At 60.4% G+C, this 17103-nt stretch carries 15 protein-coding genes; 6 read left to right on the top strand and 9 right to left on the bottom strand.

The window, feature by feature from the left end; genetic code table 11:
* The first annotated feature begins 8 nt into the window (after positions 1–8).
* On the top strand, positions 9–857 hold the full coding sequence (locus tag LDZ26_RS20440) for an IclR family transcriptional regulator (protein ID WP_244851056.1): 849 nt from the start codon (positions 9–11) through the stop codon (positions 855–857).
* A gap of 63 nt (positions 858–920) precedes the next feature.
* Here LDZ26_RS20440 and LDZ26_RS20435 read toward each other — a convergent pair whose 3' ends face one another.
* Positions 921–1724, bottom strand: coding sequence for an IclR family transcriptional regulator (locus tag LDZ26_RS20435; RefSeq protein ID WP_244851055.1), 804 nt, complete (start codon positions 1722–1724; stop codon positions 921–923).
* A 165-nt stretch (positions 1725–1889) separates the two neighbouring features.
* Here LDZ26_RS20435 and LDZ26_RS20430 point away from each other — a divergent pair, with 165 nt between their 5' ends.
* The gene (locus LDZ26_RS20430) at positions 1890–3026 is read left to right on the top strand and encodes a branched-chain amino acid ABC transporter substrate-binding protein (protein WP_244851054.1); all 1137 of its coding nucleotides are present in this window, start codon (positions 1890–1892) and stop codon (positions 3024–3026) included.
* Between the two features lie 165 nt (positions 3027–3191).
* On the opposite strand, the gene LDZ26_RS20425 is transcribed toward LDZ26_RS20430, so the two are convergent.
* Positions 3192–4769 carry an aldehyde dehydrogenase family protein gene (locus LDZ26_RS20425; protein ID WP_244851053.1) on the bottom strand — a complete coding sequence of 526 codons (1578 nt, stop codon included), beginning with the start codon at positions 4767–4769 and terminating at the stop codon, positions 3192–3194.
* Between the two features lie 27 nt (positions 4770–4796).
* A complete protein-coding gene (locus LDZ26_RS20420; protein ID WP_244851052.1) occupies positions 4797–6137 on the bottom strand; it encodes an FAD-binding oxidoreductase in 1341 nt (446 codons plus the stop codon).
* Positions 6138–6308: 171 nt separating this feature from the next.
* Between LDZ26_RS20420 and LDZ26_RS20415 the strand changes: the two genes are divergently transcribed.
* Together LDZ26_RS20415 and LDZ26_RS20410 are read left to right on the top strand one after the other, a co-directional pair.
* On the top strand, positions 6309–7628 hold the full coding sequence (locus tag LDZ26_RS20415) for an aspartate aminotransferase family protein (RefSeq protein WP_244851051.1): 1320 nt from the start codon (positions 6309–6311) through the stop codon (positions 7626–7628).
* Positions 7629–7692: 64 nt separating this feature from the next.
* Positions 7693–8445, top strand: a complete 753-nt coding sequence (locus tag LDZ26_RS20410; protein ID WP_244851050.1) for an aldolase — start codon at positions 7693–7695, stop codon at positions 8443–8445.
* Positions 8446–8528: 83 nt separating this feature from the next.
* On the opposite strand, the gene LDZ26_RS20405 is transcribed toward LDZ26_RS20410, so the two are convergent.
* Both LDZ26_RS20405 and LDZ26_RS20400 read right to left on the bottom strand, forming a co-directional pair.
* Positions 8529–9647, bottom strand: coding sequence for an FAD-binding oxidoreductase (locus tag LDZ26_RS20405; RefSeq protein WP_244851049.1), 1119 nt, complete (start codon positions 9645–9647; stop codon positions 8529–8531).
* A 92-nt stretch (positions 9648–9739) separates the two neighbouring features.
* Positions 9740–11131: an MFS transporter gene (locus LDZ26_RS20400; RefSeq protein ID WP_244851048.1), complete on the bottom strand. Its 1392-nt coding sequence runs from the start codon at positions 11129–11131 to the stop codon at positions 9740–9742.
* Between the two features lie 120 nt (positions 11132–11251).
* Between LDZ26_RS20400 and LDZ26_RS20395 the strand changes: the two genes are divergently transcribed.
* Positions 11252–12121, top strand: a complete 870-nt coding sequence (locus LDZ26_RS20395; protein ID WP_244851047.1) for a LysR family transcriptional regulator — start codon at positions 11252–11254, stop codon at positions 12119–12121.
* A 160-nt stretch (positions 12122–12281) separates the two neighbouring features.
* Here LDZ26_RS20395 and ehuA read toward each other — a convergent pair whose 3' ends face one another.
* From ehuA to ehuB, 4 genes are all read right to left on the bottom strand, one after another.
* Positions 12282–13106 carry an ectoine/hydroxyectoine ABC transporter ATP-binding protein EhuA gene (gene ehuA, locus LDZ26_RS20390; RefSeq protein ID WP_244851046.1) on the bottom strand — a complete coding sequence of 275 codons (825 nt, stop codon included), beginning with the start codon at positions 13104–13106 and terminating at the stop codon, positions 12282–12284.
* Positions 13107–13179: 73 nt separating this feature from the next.
* A complete protein-coding gene (gene ehuD / locus LDZ26_RS20385) occupies positions 13180–13848 on the bottom strand; it encodes an ectoine/hydroxyectoine ABC transporter permease subunit EhuD (protein ID WP_244851045.1) in 669 nt (222 codons plus the stop codon).
* Positions 13845–14528, bottom strand: a complete 684-nt coding sequence (gene ehuC, locus LDZ26_RS20380; protein ID WP_244851044.1) for an ectoine/hydroxyectoine ABC transporter permease subunit EhuC — start codon at positions 14526–14528, stop codon at positions 13845–13847. The genes ehuD and ehuC overlap by 4 nt, the downstream gene beginning before the upstream one ends.
* Positions 14529–14577: 49 nt before the next feature.
* Positions 14578–15432 carry an ectoine/hydroxyectoine ABC transporter substrate-binding protein EhuB gene (gene ehuB / locus LDZ26_RS20375; RefSeq protein WP_244851043.1) on the bottom strand — a complete coding sequence of 285 codons (855 nt, stop codon included), beginning with the start codon at positions 15430–15432 and terminating at the stop codon, positions 14578–14580.
* A 235-nt stretch (positions 15433–15667) separates the two neighbouring features.
* Here ehuB and LDZ26_RS20370 point away from each other — a divergent pair, with 235 nt between their 5' ends.
* Positions 15668–17065, top strand: coding sequence for a PLP-dependent aminotransferase family protein (locus LDZ26_RS20370; RefSeq protein WP_244851042.1), 1398 nt, complete (start codon positions 15668–15670; stop codon positions 17063–17065).
* Positions 17066–17103: the final 38 nt, after the last annotated feature.

Below are 17103 nucleotides of genomic sequence, written 5' to 3'. Positions count from 1 at the left end.
TGAAAGCGATGAGCGACGAATCCAAATCCACAGCCACGCGCAGGCGCCGGGTGCCCGCAAAGAAGGCGGGCGGTGATTCGGCGGACCCGAGCGCGTCTTCGCTCTACGTGCAGTCCGTGGAAAAAGCGATGAAAGTGCTGACGGCTTTCGACGGCACGAAGCGGCAATTGTCGCTCTCGGAAATCGCGTCGCTGACAGGCTTCGATATGAGCGCCACGCAGCGGTTCACTTATACGCTGAGTGCACTCGGCTATCTCTTCAAAGATCCGGACAGCCGCAAGTACGAATTGTCGCCGCGCCTTCTGGACTTCACGTACCACTATCTCACGTCGAACGACCTCGTCAGTCGTGCCACGCCGTACCTCCAGCAACTCGGCTCCGAAACCGAAGAGGCGACCAATCTCACCGTGCTGGACGATACGGACATCGTCTTCGTGCTGCGCATCGTGAGCCGCAACGTTTTCAACGCCCACGTGATTACGGGCTCGCGCTTGCCGGCGTATTGCACGGCGCCGGGCCTCGCCATTCTTGCGACACTCGACGACGGCGATATCGACGATATCCTGTCGCGCTCGAATCTCGTGCAATACACGGCATCGACGGTGCATGAACCGCAGAAGATCAAGAAGCGGATAGAACAGATCCGCAAGCAGGGCTACGCGCATACGGAAGACGAATACTTCGTGAGCGATGTCTCGACCGCTGCCGCGATCACCAACGCGCACGGGCGCGGTATCGGCGCGGTGAATATCGCTGTGGCGCGCTCACGCTGGAACACGGATCGCGATGAACGTCGCGTTGCCGACCTCGTCATCTCGACCGCATCGGCCATTTCGACGCGCCGACGAGTGCAATAGGGAAGCGGCCGCGCAGCAGGTCCGGGATGGTCTTCGCTTAGCTGAGATCGCACTCAGCCATCGTCAGGCTTTTTCGGCGCCTGTGGACATCGCGACGGTAAGCCGTTTTGCCGCCAGTGCCAACGTGCGCTGATGCTCCTCGCGTCTTTCGCCGAGCAGGGACGAGATGCCGCCAGTGAGCGCCACGCTGAAAATGACGCCGACATCGGGCAAATGGATTGGCAAAGCCAGGCCGCCGAAGCCTTCGTAATCTTCGCCGTTGCAGACCGCGAAGGCTCCGTCACGTATGCGGGAGAAGTCGGCCAGAAGGGCATCGGTATCGGTAATGGTCTTGTCGGTCAGCCGAGGCAGCGGGTAGGGCAGGAGGCGCCGCACCAATGCGGGCTCCTGGAAGGCAAGGATGGCCTTGGCGGAAGCAGCGGCATGCATTGCCAACTGGCGGCCGGGCACGACATACCCGCTTGCCGGATCGTTGGGCGTGACCATCGCCACCGAGCGGATCTTTAGGTCTTCGAACTTCGCAACGAAACACGTCTGACCCGTCTGCTCGGCGACTTCGCCGAGAACGACGCGCGTCAGTTTCTCGACCCAATCTGCTCCCGCGCTCGAATACAACAGGCGGCGCACGCGTGACCCCGGGATGTAGAGCAGCGGCGACGCTGGGCTTGTCTCCAGCACTTCGCTTTCCAACAAGCCGCGCAATAGTCTGTGAACCGTTGTTTTGGGCAACCCGACGATCTCCGAAACCTGCGCGAGGCCAATCCCGGAAGGGAACGCGCATACCACCTCCAGAATCCGGAAGTAACGATCAAGTGGCTTGTCTTCGCTTTTCGAAGCCCGTGCGGCTGAGTCGATGTCCATTTTCATACCGTTTTTCGGAACGATTCCATTATGCCCAACGCCTTGAGCGGCGACAACGTTCCAAAGCGGGCGATCAACGCTTCCCCTATATATGCACCCACTTTTTTTTCGAATAGGATGCTAATAGACCGGAACGCAATCCCGCTTTTCGGAACTCAGTTGGAGAACTCAATGAAATCCGTGTTGTCTCGCGTCCTGATCCCGACGGCGCTTGCGTTCGCTGTGCAAGCGGCATGGGCGGCCGATATCGAAGTAAAGATAGGACTCGGAGCGCCGCTGTCCGGGGGCTCTGCTGCCTATGGAAAGGACATCGAGAACGGCGTCCGCATTGCTCTGGACGAGGCGAATGCGCAGAACATCCGGGTCGGTGCACAGACAGTTCATTTCGTGCTCGACAGCCAGGACGACCAGGGGGATCCGCGTATTGGCGTGCAGGCCGCGCAGAAGTTGGTCGACGACGGTGTGACCGTGGTCATCGGCCACTTCAACTCGGGTATCTGCATTCCTGCATCGACCATTTACGCGCGCGCAAACGTCGCGATGATTACGCCGGCAGCCAGCGCGCCCGGCATCACGTCACGCGGACTGACGAACGTTTTCCGGACGCTTCCGCAGGACGCCCAGAACGCCGCCCTGGCGGGGCAGTACGCGGTGAAGGGACTGAAAGCGAAGCGCATTGCGATTCTCGACGATCGCACCGCGTTCGGCCAGGGCGAGGCCGACGAGTTCGAGAAAGCGGTAAAAGCTGAAGGCGGTACGGTCGTCGCGCGCGAATTCACTAATGACAAGGCAGTGGACTTCAGTTCGCAGCTTACCGTGTTCAAGTCACAGCGGGCCGACCTGGTCTACTTCGGCGCCCTCGACCAGCTTTCGGCCAACCTGGTCAAGAAGATGAAGCAGTTGAACATGCCGGCTCAGTTTCTCGGCGGTGGCGGGATCGTCGACGACGTGTTCCTCAAGCTCGCGGGAAGCGCGGCGGAGGGCGCCCAAGCGTACGAGTACGGCCAGCCGCTGACGAAACTGCCGCAAGGCCCCGCGTTTATCGCGAAATACAAGAAGCAATACGGGCAGGACGTGCTCGCATACGCGCCTTTTGCCTACGATGCAACGTGGACTGCGATCAAGGCCATGCAGGCTGCAGGCACGACGGACTCGAAAGCCGTCATCGAGGCACTTCACAAGATCTCGGTCGAGGGCGTAACGGGCAAGATCGAGTTCAACGCGGCGGGCGACCTCAAAAGGCCGGTATCGACGCTGTACCAGGTTCAGGACAACAAGTGGGTTCCCATGGCGGCCAGCGTGAACTGAGACAGATGTCGCGGACAAGCTCGGTCGATACTTCATGCGATTCGGCTTGTCCAGGCAATTTAGGACACCTATTCACGAATCGGCTATTGGATCGGTCGGTACGGCGATCGAATAGCGTATTTCTCCAAGAGTCGCTGCCCAAATGGGCAACGACTCGGCCCCAGATCAACCGAGAATGGTCTGGGACTGTTCGCGCATGAACTGCGGAAGGTAATTCGGCCCGAGTCCTCCCTTCGATGTCACACCCGAACCCTTCCAGCCGCAAAAACTCTGAACGCCTGGCCATGCGCCCGTCGTTGCACCAGCCGGCCGGTTCGCATATAGCGCGCCGGCTTCTGCACTGTTGAGAAATTGTTCCAACTCGGCTCTGTCCTCGGTGTAGATGCCGGCTGAGAGTCCATACGTCACGTCGTTGCCTTCGGCGATTGCTTCATCCAGTTGACTGAATGTGCGCAGGGCGAGGAGCGGGACGAACTGCTCCTGCTTGGTGAGAACATGACCTTTTTCGACCTTGACGAGTGTCGGCTCGAAATAGTGTCCGCCGCTCAGCTCTGGCGAGATATCGGCGCGCCTGCCGCCGAACACGACGCTATTGCTCGCCTGCGCCGATTCGAGCGCGCGAGTCATTCGTTGTGCGGCGGCCTGATTGTAGACGGGTCCGATGAACGTTTCCCGGTGTTCGGGATTTCCGACGACGAGCTTTTGCGTGTACGCCTGCAAACGCCGGACGAAGTCATCAGCCACGGTTTCGTCGACATAGACGACGGAACAGGCGCTGCACTTCTGACCTTGCAGCCCGAAGGCGGAACGCGCTACGCCTTGCGCGGCCTTGTCGAGGTCGGCGTTCTTCGTCACATAGGCAGGATTCTTGCCGCCCATCTCGGCGATAACAGGCTTGGCATAACTGCCCGCGTTCACCGAGCGGAAAATATGCATGCCCGTTTCATAGGAGCCGGTAAAGGCAACGCCTGCAATCTTGCTGTGCGCAATCAATTCGCGGCCCGTATCGTTTCCTCCGGCAACGAGATTGACCACGCCGTCCGGAACCCCGGCTTCCTCGAGCGTCTCCATGACGATTCGCGCGGTCAGCGAACAGCCTTCCGACGGCTTCATCACGATCGTGTTGCCCGTGACAAGCGCGCCGGTAGACATGCCGATGAGAAGCGCCGCCGGATAGTTGAAGGGCGAGATGACGGCGAACACGCCGAGCGGGCGAAGAATGCTGATGGTGCTTTCGGTCGGAAGCGCGCGGTTCAGAGGCGTCGTGTAGCCGTCGTGCCGTTCGATCTCCGAGCAGTAGTATCGAACCATGTCGAGGATCTCGTCGGCTTCACCTAGCGCTTCGCTTCGCGATTTGCCGACCTCCAATAGCGCGGCCATCGCAAGCTCGTATTTTCGGGTTTCGAGCACATTCGCCCAGTTCCGAAGGATCTCCACTCGCTTCTGCCAGCCGAGGCCGCTCCACGCCGGAAACGCTGCCCCGGCTGCATGCACCGCCTGGTCCACGGCAGCCGCCGATGCCGCGACAAAGGTGCCGAGATCGGTTTTGCCGTCGATAGGGCTGAAGACAGTGAAAGGCTCGCCATCGAAACTGTCTTGCGCTCCGATCCTGTTTGGATACTTCTTGCCTGCGAGGCTCGCCTTGAACTTGGGCAGTTCTTGATCGAGGTAGTCATGCAGCGCGGTCAGGTCCACGCCAGGGTTGGCATAGACGACCCGCGGGAAGTCGAAGGTGTTGCTCATGTCTGCTTCTCCAGGTTGTTGCGGGTTTTACGACGCGAGAACGCCCGACCGTGTACGCGAGTCCAGTGACTGCCAGTAACGGGTGACGAGCGGCACGAACCAGGGCTGTCCGTTATAGAAGGGAAGAGTGCGGAAAGACTTGTCCGCGAAGATGCTCGCGGCTTCACGCTGGCCCAGGACCGCCTGACCGATCTTCGTCCCGAGATACGTGCCCATCGGAATGCCGACGAAGCAATAGCCCGCAGCGAAGTAAATGCCTCGGTGGCAGCCCATGTGCGGGAAGAGATCGAAGGTCGCCGCGCACTTGCCGGTCCAACTGTGATCGATGGCGGTCCCGGCCAGAGAGGGCACGAGACCGCCGAGAATTCTGGATAGTCGCTCGCCCTTCTGAGCCGCCGGACCTGGCCGAGAACCCGTCAAACCGCCGAACAGGACGCGCGTGCCGTCCGGTGAAGGGCGAATGAAGAGCGCGTTATGGTTCGAGTCGATGGCCACCTTGCCGCCGGGGAGGGCCAGCCGCATTTCCGCGCCGGAGAGAGGGCGCGTGGCGATCATGAAGGCATCGAACGGAATGAGCCGCCGGTCCAGCCAGGGCAGGAGCCCGCGCGTGTATCCGTTCGTGCCGATAACAACGTCGCGACACTTGATCGAGCCGGACGATGTCGAAACATCGAAGTGTCCTTGCTCGCCGTGCACAGCCGTGACCTCCGTGAAGCTTTTCAGCGTGACGCCGGCCGCCCTGGCTGAACGGAGCAGTCCGGCGTGATACAGGCCCGGATGCAGCCCGCCCAATCCGTGAATGACCGCGCCGCCTACATAGCGGTCGGTTCCCAGTTCGTCGGCCACCCCCGCACGCGAGACGGCTGTGAACTCGAAGCCCAGATGTTTGCGCTGCATTTCCAGATCGCGAAGCATCTCGGTCAGATGAGTTTCGCTTGCCGAAGGCATGAACCGGCCGTTGGCCTTCATGAGGCAGTCGATGTTCTCGTCGCGGATGCGTGTCTCCACCGAGCGCGCGGCGGCATCCAGCTCTCCGTAGAGGTTTTTCGCAAACGTCAGCCCGTATTTGCTCACGATGCTTTGGAAGCTGTGCTTGAAGGCGCGGCTGACGAAACCGGCGTTCCGTGTACTTGCGCCATGACCTAATGCCCGAGCTTCGACGACAACGACGGACCTGCCGCCTCGGGCAATAGTCAACGCTGCATTGAGACCGGTGAATCCCGAGCCGATCACGACGACGTCCGCACGGGAAGGCAACGTGTTGTCAGCGCCTTCGTCGGCCGCGAGTGGCGCGGCCTTCCACCAGTATGGGTCGGCCGCCACGCCCGCGGCCGTCGCAGGGTCGACCTGCTTTTGAATTGCCACCATTGCTCCCTGTTCGTTCCGACTTTCGGAATACATTCTCGATTTCTGTATGAAGTGTGGGCGATGGATTTTCCGCTGTCAATCGGCAAACAACGCTTTGCTTCGACCGAGTTCCAAGTGGTAGCATTGACACATATCGAAATTTCATTCCGAAAAACGGAATAGGAGTAAGTTATGCTTTACCCATCGGATCTGTCGGCGTCGAGGTTGCTTCATGAGCAAGCCAAGCGCTCGTTGCCGGGCGGCAATACGAGAACGACCGTGTACATGAAGCCATATCCGCTCTATGCGGCGCGCGGGCAGGGCTGCCGCGTCTGGGATCTCGACGGGGACGAGCGCATCGATTGCATCAACAACTTCACGTCGCAGATTCACGGGTACGCTCATCCGGTTATCAACGAGGCGGTGCGCAGCCAACTGGAACTCGGCACGTGTTTCGGGCTGCCCACGGAGTCCGAAGTGGAACTCGCGGAGATGCTGGTTCAGCGCGTTGCCTCAGTGCAGACCGTGCGCTTTACCAACTCCGGAACGGAAGCCGTGATGATGGCGATGAAGGCCGCCCGCGCCTTCACTGGCCGCCCCAAGATCGCGAAGGTCGAAGGCGCCTATCACGGGTCGTACGACTATGCGGAGGTCAGTCTGGACCCGAATCCGGGCAACTGGGGCAACGGCGCGCCGGCCTCCGTTGCCTATGCGAAAGGCACCCCGAGCGGCGTGACAGACGACATCGTGGTGCTGCCGTTCAACAATCCGGAGGCAGCGCGCGAGCTTATTCGCGCCCACAGGGGACAACTGGCCGCAGTGCTGGTCGATCCAATGCCGAACCGGGCGGGTCTGGTGCCTGCGACGAAGAGCTATATCCAGGCGCTACGAGAAGCGACCCGCGAGATCGACGCGTTGCTCATATTCGACGAAGTGATCTCGTTCCGGCTGGGCTATGCCGGCGCGCAGCCGTTTTGGGACGTCGAGGCGGATTTGACCGCCTTCGGCAAAGTCATCGGCGGCGGCTTCCCGGTCGGAGCGGTTGGGGGGCGGCGGGATGTGATGGATGTCTTCGATCCGTCGAACGGAAAGCCGGCGCTTCCGCATGGCGGCACGTTCTCCGCGAACCCCATCTCGATGCGCGCCGGCATTGCCGCGCTCCGCCTGCTCGATGCACAAGCGTTTGCCCGACTCGATGAGATCGGCGAGCGCGTTCGAAACGGGTTCAACGCATCTTTCGAAAGACATGGTGTAAAGGGCAAGGCAGTCGGCGCAGGTTCGCTTTTGAAAGTGCACTTCACCGCGCGCGACGTCATCGACTACCGAAGCGCGTTTCCGTTACCGGACGAAGCCGGCATGCTCGGCCAGTTCAACCTCGCCCTGCTGAACCGCGGCGTGCTTTCGGCAAGCTACGGACTCATGGCGCTGTCGACGCCTATGACCGACGCGGATATTCTGCAGATCCTCCAGGCAGCCGACGACGCAATCGCCCACGTCGCCGGACTGCATTGAGAGGAGAGAAGAACGGGGAGCCGGCCCCTGCCGTCTCGTCCTGACACTGCCGCAAGGAGCGACGATGCATCGACCGTTTGATTTCACCGCGCCCGCAATCGTCCAAGCGCGCATCGACCTGGCCGCCTGCTTTCGCATGGCCGCCGAACTCGGTATGCACGAAGGCATCTGCAACCATCTGTCTGCTGTCGTACCGGGGCATCCGTCGCTGTTTTTCGTGAATCCCCTTGGCCTGTCGTTCTCGGAGATCACGGCGTCGCGATTGCTCATTTGCGACTTTGAAGGAAACGTTCTCGACGGCCAGGGCGAGCCCGAGCGCACCGCGTTCCATATCCACGCGCGCATTCATATGCTGCATCCCTCGGCAACGGCCTGCTTCCATACGCACATGCCTTACGCGACAGCCCTGTGTTCCATCGAGGGCGCGCCGCTTTCGTGGACAAGCCAGGCATCCTTGAAATTCTTCGGTCGTATTGCCGTCGATGACGAATACAACGGACTCGCCCTCGACCCCGGCGAAGGCGATCGCATAGCCTCCATCATGGGAAACGCCAGCATTGCGTTTCTTCGGAATCATGGCGTGATCGTCGTTGGCGCATCCATTGGAGAAGCCTGGGACGATCTCTACTATCTCGAGCGCGCCTGTCAGAACGAGTACATGGCGCGATGCACGCAAGGCCGTTTAAGCCGCGTTGCCGAAGAGACGGCCGCCCGGACGTCGAAGCAGTGGTCGTCGTTCGGGCCGGTGGCCGGGCGTTTGCACCTTGCCAGCATCAAACGCCATGTCGACCGTCTTGCTGTGGATTACGCCGCGTGAACACCTTCGGCTGATAGCCGACGCTGGCGCTTCAGCAGAAGGCCCTCGATGCCCGCCGACTTCGGCGGGCTCACAAGGATGGCCTAGGCGGCAAAACGGTCCGAGCGATAAGGGTCCAATAGGCTGACCGTCGCGCCGTCGAGCAATTCGGTTGTGATGAGTTGCGACAGTGCGGCGGCTAGACTGATGCCTGCATTCGTCGTGATGGAAAGCACGCCTGGCAACGCTTCGTCACGGCTCACGACGGGCAGTCCGTCAGCGGGAATCACGCGCCGCGTTTCGGTGACTTTCTCGACAACGGCGTTCTTCAAGCCCGGAAGCACTCGCGCCGCTACACGTACGAGTTCTTCGGGATCGGGCGTGCTTGGATCGCCAACGGGCGAACCCGAGAAGTGCTTTGCGATGACCACGCGACCGTCGATGCGCTGGATCGCGTGAACATGCGCGCCAAGAATCACCGAATCGAATATGCGTGGCAACGGTCCGAGATGAACGACGCTCCCTGTGCTGTGAACGAGCGGGGCCTTGAGCCGCGTACCTTCGACGAGTGCCGGGTTCTCGATGCCGCCCGCGAAGATCAGAACATCGGCATCGCGCTTGCCGCGTTCGCTCTGTATCACATAACCGCTGCCTGTCTTCGAGAAGCCTCGATACGCATCGTGTGGGGAGTACTCAGCCCCGCGTGCGACCGCAGCATCGAGCATCTTCGACGTCAGTTGCACCGGGGACATCATTCCTTCGTCGGGCGTGTACAGGATGTCTGTCTCCGCTCCCGGTTCGAACCCCGGCTCTATCTCGCGTGCCTCGGCCGCGGTGACGCGGTACGTCGGGCTGCCCCAGCGCTGGCGCCGGTCCAGTTCAGCCGCGAGTTCCAGTGCTGCCTCAGTGCCGGGCTCGGCACTCTGAATGCACCCCGACCAGCGGATCGGCAGACCGTCGATTTCGCTTTGCAGGTAACGCCAGCGCAGATGCGAAAGTCGATGCAGATTGAAGTAATGCTGCGCATCGCGCTCGCCGAGTGAGTCCGCGTTGCGGAACTTCGTCTGGTTCGTTATCCACGCGAATGATCCCGACGTGGCGCCTTTAGCGACTTCGTTCTTGTCGAGCACGGTGACGCGCGCGCCGCGCTTCACGAAATCATAAGCGAGCGTCGTGCCGATAATGCCAGCGCCGACGATTACGACTTTAGGTGCGGAATTCATAGAGATTAACTGTGAGTTGCTGTGACTTTAAGTTGCTGTGACTGATGTGCCTTGGAGATGTACGGCGTAGAGATGTACGGCGTCCCTGCGCATCAGCTGCGAGCTTCTCTTCGCTGCAGTGAGCGTTCGGCGACGCTCGTTTCCCCGCCCGGCGTGTTCACCGCGCCAAGCGAGACGTTACGTGTCTCGGGAGCCATGCGAACGGATACAAGCAGGCCGATCAGGCTGATCCCGCCCGCAATGAGCAGCCCAGTAGCGCTTCCAAAGCGCACGAGCACTGTAGGAAGAAGGAATGTTCCAGCCGCGGCGCCTATGCGGCTCGCAGACATTGCGAGTCCCATGCCGGTTGCACGAAGATCAGTCGGGAAAACCTCGTTCGGGTAGATGAATTGCAGCCCGGAACCGGCAGCTTCGGCCACGGTGAAGAGAATGAACAGACCGATTGCAATCGTGCCAATGCTCGACATCGGCGTCGCCAGAAGAAAGAGTGCGAGCGTTGCAAGAACGAACGATGCGAGACAAAGCGTGCGCCGGCCGATGCGGTTGACGACGAACATGCCGATTGCAGTTCCGACGATCGCAAACGAAATGATCACGAGCGATCCGGCGAGCGGCTGCGTTACCCCGAGCGACTGCAACAGCATTGGTTGAAACGTTTTGATCGCAAAGGAAGGCGCGATCTGACACATCCAGAAGATCGAGCAGAACACCAGCATACGTCCGTAGCCTCGCGAAATCAGTTCGCGGATTTTGGACAGTCCCAGGCCACGCCGGGTAGTGCTAACGCGTGTTTCAGCAACGAGCGCATCGAAGTCGACGAGCGGCCCAAGATGCTGTGCCACGATATGACGGGCCGCCTCTACGCGTCCTGCGGAGATCAGCCACCGCGGCGACTCGGGGATGTTGAGGCGCAGCAATAAGAAAACCGCCGAGGGGATAGCAGCGCTCGCAAGAACGTAGCGCCATACGCCGCTTTCGCTGCCATTGACGATCAAACCCGTTGCAAGGCTCAAGGTGTATCCGACCCAGAGCAAAAGAACGAGACTCGCGAGCACCGGCCCGCGAAGCTTCCGTGGCAGGAACTCAGCTGCGAGTGCGGTCGCGATGGGATAGTCCGCCCCGAGCGCAACCCCCATAACGAAGCGAAGCACGAACAGCGTCGTCATGTCATGCACGAACAGGTGCGCGAGTGAACAGATAACGAATACAGCAAGATTCAGCACATACATCTTCTGGCGGCCGAAGCGGTCCGTCATGGGTCCGAAAACCACGCCGCCGAGGAACATGCCAATGAGGCTCGACGCGCCGATCAGGCCGATCTGGACCGCGCTTAGAGCAAGGTCCTTGGCTATGAAAGGCAGCGCTACAACGATGATCCCTAGCAGGTAGCCGTCACAGAACGGCCCGCCAGCCGCCACTATGGCAATCCTTTTATGGAAGCCGTTCGTAGGTAATTCTTCGATGCCGACGAGTGCCTTTGCCATACGCGCGTCTCCAGACGTTATCGAACCAGTACGAAACTCTTTCGCTGTTCGACTAAGCTAAGGTCCGGCACAATATCGGTCAACGTCGGAATTTATTTATCAAATATCGAAGGGCTCGATATGCTGCTCAGCGAGGAGATCAACACTTTCCTGGCGGTGGTACGGTCGGGGAGTCTGCTTCAGGCGGCCGAGATCGTATCTACGACACAGTCGACGGTCTCCTATCGCATCCAGTCACTGGAGCGCCGGATAGGGCAGCCTCTGTTGCGGCGCTCGAGGGGAGCGCGGGGAATCTCACTGACCTCCGCGGGTGAGCGTTTTCTCGACATCGCTGAACGGTGGAAGATGCTGGAAGTAGAGGCCGAGCAACTTCAGGCCAACCAGGTTCGGCACCTTGCTGTCGGTTCGGTGGATGCCGTCGCAATCAACGTGCTTCCCCCGTTTGTCGCTGCGCTCCGCGATGCGACACCGCCCGTCCGACTGCACATGGAAAGCTCGCGCTATTTCCAGCTTGCGAACCGCGTCGCTTCTGGCCATTTGGACGTAGCCTTCACTCTGACGCCATCCGACCACGTCGATCTCGTTGCAACGAAGATACGGGACTACGCGATGCTTGTGGTCCATGCTGCGTCGGGGACGGTCCCGTTGCCCGAGGCTCTCGACATGGCGGATCTCGATTCATCCCGAGAAATTCATTTGCCGTGGTCGCCTCAGTTCGACTTATGGCGCGTTCGGCGCGGGTTGTTGCGGCACGTGAACTGGGTCGAGAAAGCACATATGTTGGCGCCGATGTTGCGAAACGGAGCTTGGGCCGTTGTACCCAGTTTCTTGGCGAAGCCATTGGTCAAGGAAACGGGATGTACGGTCCATCAGATCGCGTTGGATCCGCCCGATCCAATTTCGCTATTCATGATTTTGCGGAAACATAATATGGATGCCACTGCAGAACAGCAGCAGCTCATCGAGATGGCTCTCGCTGCCGTGACATGACTGAGGCGACAAATGGAGTTAGACGACGAACATGTATCTCTCGGCAATACTGGCTTTGGCGCTAAGCTGCTTCGTCTTGCCGGCGCTGCCGGTACGGTCTGTCACGCTCATCTTCTTGGGCAACGCATCTTCCCCAAGCTCCGGTTGAGGGAGGCGGCCTTCAAAGCGCCTCCGTCACCGCACGTAGAAACTGCTGCGTCCGCTCATGCTGCGGCGCGGAGAAAAACAATTGCGGCGGCGCCTGCTCGATAATCTTTCCTGCAGAGAAGAAGCAGACGCGATCGGCGAAGTCCCTGGCGAACCCCATTTGATGTGTGACCATTAGCATCGTCAGGTCATGCTCCGCGCCAAGACGGCGGATCACACTCAGCACTTCCCCACAGAGTTCCGGATCGAGCGCAGAGGTCACTTCGTCGAAGAGCATCACCTTCGGACGCATTGCAAGCGCGCGGGCAATGGCAACGCGCTGCTGCTGCCCGCCCGACAGCTGTGACGGATAGTGGTTGCATTTCTCTTCGAGGCCGACCATCGACAAGAGTTCTCGTGCGCGTTCGGTGGCTTCCTTTTTTGACAGGCCCAGTACGCTAATCGGCGCCTCTATGGTGTTCTGCAAGGCCGTCATATGAGGGAAGAGATTGAAGCTCTGAAACACCATGCCGATCTTGCTGCGCACCTTGCGAACGTGCCGCGGCGACGCGGGTGTCAGCTTTCCATCGCGCATTTCATGGGTCAGCGGTTCTCCATCGACTTCGATGACGCCATCGGTCAGCGGATCGAGCGTCATCAGCACGCGCAGCAGCGTGGATTTTCCTGAACCGCTCGGCCCGATGATCGCCACCTTTTCATTGCGGGCAATGTCGAGGTCGAGGCCATCCAGCACGGTCAATGCGCCATAGCGTTTCGTCACGTTTCGGAAGCGCACGATCGGCGCGTCGGCATTGGCGCGGGCCGCTGCGCCAAGTGCGGGGTCGAGGTCTCGTTTCATCTGCTGCTCCTGAAGATCCATTTCCGTGCGCCGTCCGCCGGGTTCGAGTGTTCAGCACGCGTCGCGTCTTGCATCACGGCAAGCGCACGCGTCGTTCGAGGTGACGCACGCCCGAGGCGAAGGTCACGCTGATGATGAGAAAGAAGATGCCGGTCATGGTGATCGGCTCCAGATACCGGAAGGTCTCCGAGCCGATGTTCTTCGCCTGCTGCATGAGTTCCACGACTGTGATCGCGGATAGCACAGGCGTGTCCTTGAACATCGCGACGAGATAGTTCCCGAGCGCGGGAATCACCGGACGTATGGCTTGCGGAAGAATGACGCCGCTATACGTGCGCCACGGCGAGAGCGAGAGCGCGCACGACGCTTCCCATTGCCCGCGCGCAACACCGTTGAGCCCCGCGCGATACACCTCCGACACGTAGCAGGCGTAGTGAACCGCAATGCCGATCGTCCCGGCTGTCAGCGCAGACATCGTGAGGCCATAGAGCGGCGCCACATAGAACAGCACGTACACTTGGATCAGCAAGGGCGTGCTGCGTATGAACTCGATGAAGAACGCCGTGGTCCTTGCAACGGGCGCCATGTCGCTGCGCCGCAGAATGGCGAGCACGAGGCCCAAAACCAGCGCAATGGCGAAGCCCACCAGCGTGATGCCGATGGTGTACGTCGCTGCGCGCGCGAGTTCGGGGAGGATATGCAGTGCATACTTCACATCGAACAATTGGCTGATGGTGGTCATGACGCGGCCCTCGGAATGGCACGACGCACGGCCACGTGACTGCTGACACGTCGCTCGAAATAGCGCATCACGGTCGCGATGATCTGCGCAAGCACGAAGTAGATGAGCAACGTAAGCCCGAAGATCTCGGCGGTCTTGAAGGTCGCTTCGTCGAGCTGGCGCGCGCGGAAAGTCAGATCGGACAGCGTGATGAGCGACACGAGCGACGTGCCTTTGAGCAACTCGATCATGAGATTGGTCGCGGGCGGCAATGCATTGATCATCGCCTGAGGCAGCACGATCCGGCGCAGCCTTGCCGATGCCGGCATGTTCAGTGCAAGCGCCGCTTCATACTGCCCGCCCGGGACCGAACGCAATGCGCCGCGCAAGATCTCGGAACCGTATGCGCCGTAATGCAAGCCAAGCCCGACGATCGCGACGGTGAACGGCGTCAACTTTAGACTGAACGGCGGCAAGGGCAGCACGAAGAACAGCCAGAACAATTGCACGAGCAGCGACGTGCCGCGAAAAATCTCCACATAGGCGTTGCCTGTCCATCTCAGCAGCCGGTATGGCGCGGCGCGCACCACAGTGGCGACGCTCGCCATGACGATCGCCAGCACGATACTGAAGATGGCGATCTGGATCGTGACGAGCGTGCCCTGCATCATCAAGGGCAGAAGCTCAGTGAGGTCACTCATGACATTTCCTCGCTCATGGATTCACGCGGCACGCGCCTCGATGCCAGAGTCAGCCGGCGCAGAGTTCGGGTGCTTTCTTCGTTGTCAGATTGGACTTGTCGAAGCCGAACGGCGCGACGGTCTTCAGATGATCGTCCGTGCCGAGCCACGCATGCAGTTCCTTGTTCACGGCATCGCGCAAGTCGGTGTCTTCGGGACGGAAGGCTAGCGCGCCATAACCGGTGTGCTTGGGATCGTCGTTGAACTGGCCCATGGCTTCGACTTGCGGTCCACCCTTCGAGGCAAGGCCTTTCATGGTCAGCGCGGTGCCGACAGCGGCATCCGCCCGGCGAGCGCGCACGGCCTGAAGCTGCGCGGTCGTGTCGGGCACCTGCAGAATCTGATCGTCCTTGATGCCGGCTTCGCGCGCATAGCCGAGTTCCGCTGTTCCCGCCATCACCGCGAGCTTCGCGTCCGGTTGCTTTGCGACATCCGCATAGCTGTGTAGCTTCTTCGGATTGCCCTTCATGGTCAGCAGCGTGTCTGGAATCTGGTACTGCGGGTCAGCGAAAGCAACCTGCTTGCATCGTTCCGGCGTGATGTACATGCCGGCCGCGATCACATCGAAGCGGCCCGCCTTGAGACCCGGAATCAAGGCGCCCCATTCGGTGAGCACCGCATCGACCTTCTTGACGCCGAGTTTGGCAAACACCTTCTTGGCGATTTCGGGCGATTCGCCCGTCACCGTGCCGTCGGCTGTCGTGAAGGCAAAGGGTGTTTCGTTCGCGTAGCCGATGCGAACTTCGCCCGTGTGCTGAATGCGCTGCAGCGTCGTTTCAGCGCCTGCGCTCGCCGCATAGCCCGTGAAGCTCGCCGTTGCGACGCAAGCCGCTACCAGAATGCCAGACAGTCGCTTCGTCTTCATATTAATCCCGTTCGTATGGTGTCTTAGCTTGCAGAAATGAGGCCGCATGACGCCGCGACATCGGAGAAAACCCTTAAGCCTCAGGTGCCTGAGACCGCCTTGCAACGCAGCCACGAACGCAGAATACAAAGCCATATATATGTTCCGATTGCTCTAGGACAATTATTTTCCAGGGCAGTTTTGCGCCACTATTGGGCACGTGCGGAAACTAAGCGGGCATCAAGGGAGCAGCGACGTGAACGGACGATGGCGCGACGCCGTGCGCAGCGTGCAGGGCGTGCAATCGAAATACAAGCGGCTCGTCAAGGCCATGGCGGCGGACATCGAAAGCGGCACGCTCGCTTCGGGCGCGCGTCTGCCGCCGCAGCGCGACGTGGCGGCGGATCTGAAAATCAGTGTCCAGACGGTCACCAACGCGTATAAGGAATTGGAAAGGCAAGGCCTGATCCGATGCGAAGTCGGACGCGGCAGCTTCGTCACGGCGCGCGTGACGGAGACCATGTCCAAATACATGCTCGATACGGCCGAGCGGTCCGTGGTCGATTTTTCGATCGCGCGTATCGTCCACACGCCCGAGCACGATGCGATGTGGCGCAAGGTCTGCGCGACCTTGTCGACCATCGAAGACCAACCGTGGATTCGCGCTTTCAGGCCCATTGCCGGGTTCGAGAACCATCGCCAGGCGGGCGTCGAATGGCTCGCGACGCTCAACATGCCGGCGAGCGTCGACTCCTTGCTCGTGACCAACGGAGCTGCGCATGCCATTTTCCTGGCGTTGGCATCGACTGTCGGTCCGGGCGATACCGTGTTATGCGAAAGCCTCACGGATCACGGTGTCATCGGCTCGGCGAACGTCCTCGGCTTTACGCTCAAGGGTCTTGAAATCGACGAGCACGGCATACGGCCCGAACATTTCGAAGAAGTCTGCGACAGCGAACGTGTCAGCGCGCTCGTGTGCACGCCGACGCTGAACAATCCTACCGTCGCGCTGATGCCTGACGCGCGCCGCCGTGCGATCGCGCGGATCGCCGAGCGGTATGGCGTGTATGTCATCGAAGACGATGTATACGGCGCGCTGCCGGCCAAGACGCAGACGCCCATTGCGAGTCTCATTCCCGAACTCGCGTTCTATTGCACCAGCATGACCAAGTCCGTGTTGAGCGGTCTGCGTACGGGCTTCATGACTGTGCCGCGCCGTCTTGCGTTGCGCGCCGAAAGCGTGCTGCGCGTGAGCTGCTGGATGGCGACATCGCCGATAGCGGAAGTCTCCTCGCGCTGGATCATGGACGGCACGGCGCAACGCCTCGTGGATATTCAGCGAGAACGGCTCGCCTCACGTCAGGGCGTCGTACGCGAGTTGCTCGGGGAATATCTGCTGGGCAGCCATCCGAATGCATTGTCCGCATGGCTGCGCGTACCGGGCGAATGGCAAGCAGAGCGCATCACGCGCGAATTGCGCAACCGGAACATCGCGGTTACTTCGCCCGATCCGTTCCTCGTGCGCGGCGCCGAGCGGCCCAATGCAGTGCGCTTGTGCGTCGGCGCGGAAGTCGGTGAGCGCACGTTCCGCATGGCCGTCGAAACGATGCGTGAGGTCTTCGAACAATATCCGCACGTGCACGATTTCAATTGAACTAGGACATTCGAAATCGATTTTTTAGGACATTAGAC

Origin of the sequence: Caballeronia sp. SL2Y3 (assembly GCF_022879575.1) — a bacterium.
Lineage (GTDB): Bacteria > Pseudomonadota > Gammaproteobacteria > Burkholderiales > Burkholderiaceae > Caballeronia.
Note: the sequence above shows the minus strand (reverse complement) of the source record. Positions and strands in the feature narration are given on the sequence as shown.

Bases quoted from the DNA above. Each gene is read 5' to 3' on its own strand.
- LDZ26_RS20440 (WP_244851056.1), top strand. From the start codon at position 9: ATGAGCGACGAATCCAAATCCACAGCCACGCGCAGGCGCCGGGTGCCC.
- LDZ26_RS20435 (WP_244851055.1), bottom strand. From the start codon at position 1,724: ATGAAAATGGACATCGACTCAGCCGCACGGGCTTCGAAAAGCGAAGAC.
- LDZ26_RS20430 (WP_244851054.1), top strand. From the start codon at position 1,890: ATGAAATCCGTGTTGTCTCGCGTCCTGATCCCGACGGCGCTTGCGTTC.
- LDZ26_RS20425 (WP_244851053.1), bottom strand. From the start codon at position 4,769: ATGAGCAACACCTTCGACTTCCCGCGGGTCGTCTATGCCAACCCTGGC.
- LDZ26_RS20420 (WP_244851052.1), bottom strand. From the start codon at position 6,137: ATGGTGGCAATTCAAAAGCAGGTCGACCCTGCGACGGCCGCGGGCGTG.
- LDZ26_RS20415 (WP_244851051.1), top strand. From the start codon at position 6,309: ATGCTTTACCCATCGGATCTGTCGGCGTCGAGGTTGCTTCATGAGCAA.
- LDZ26_RS20410 (WP_244851050.1), top strand. From the start codon at position 7,693: ATGCATCGACCGTTTGATTTCACCGCGCCCGCAATCGTCCAAGCGCGC.
- LDZ26_RS20405 (WP_244851049.1), bottom strand. From the start codon at position 9,647: ATGAATTCCGCACCTAAAGTCGTAATCGTCGGCGCTGGCATTATCGGC.
- LDZ26_RS20400 (WP_244851048.1), bottom strand. From the start codon at position 11,131: ATGGCAAAGGCACTCGTCGGCATCGAAGAATTACCTACGAACGGCTTC.
- LDZ26_RS20395 (WP_244851047.1), top strand. From the start codon at position 11,252: ATGCTGCTCAGCGAGGAGATCAACACTTTCCTGGCGGTGGTACGGTCG.
- ehuA (WP_244851046.1), bottom strand. From the start codon at position 13,106: ATGAAACGAGACCTCGACCCCGCACTTGGCGCAGCGGCCCGCGCCAAT.
- ehuD (WP_244851045.1), bottom strand. From the start codon at position 13,848: ATGACCACCATCAGCCAATTGTTCGATGTGAAGTATGCACTGCATATC.
- ehuC (WP_244851044.1), bottom strand. From the start codon at position 14,528: ATGAGTGACCTCACTGAGCTTCTGCCCTTGATGATGCAGGGCACGCTC.
- ehuB (WP_244851043.1), bottom strand. From the start codon at position 15,432: ATGAAGACGAAGCGACTGTCTGGCATTCTGGTAGCGGCTTGCGTCGCA.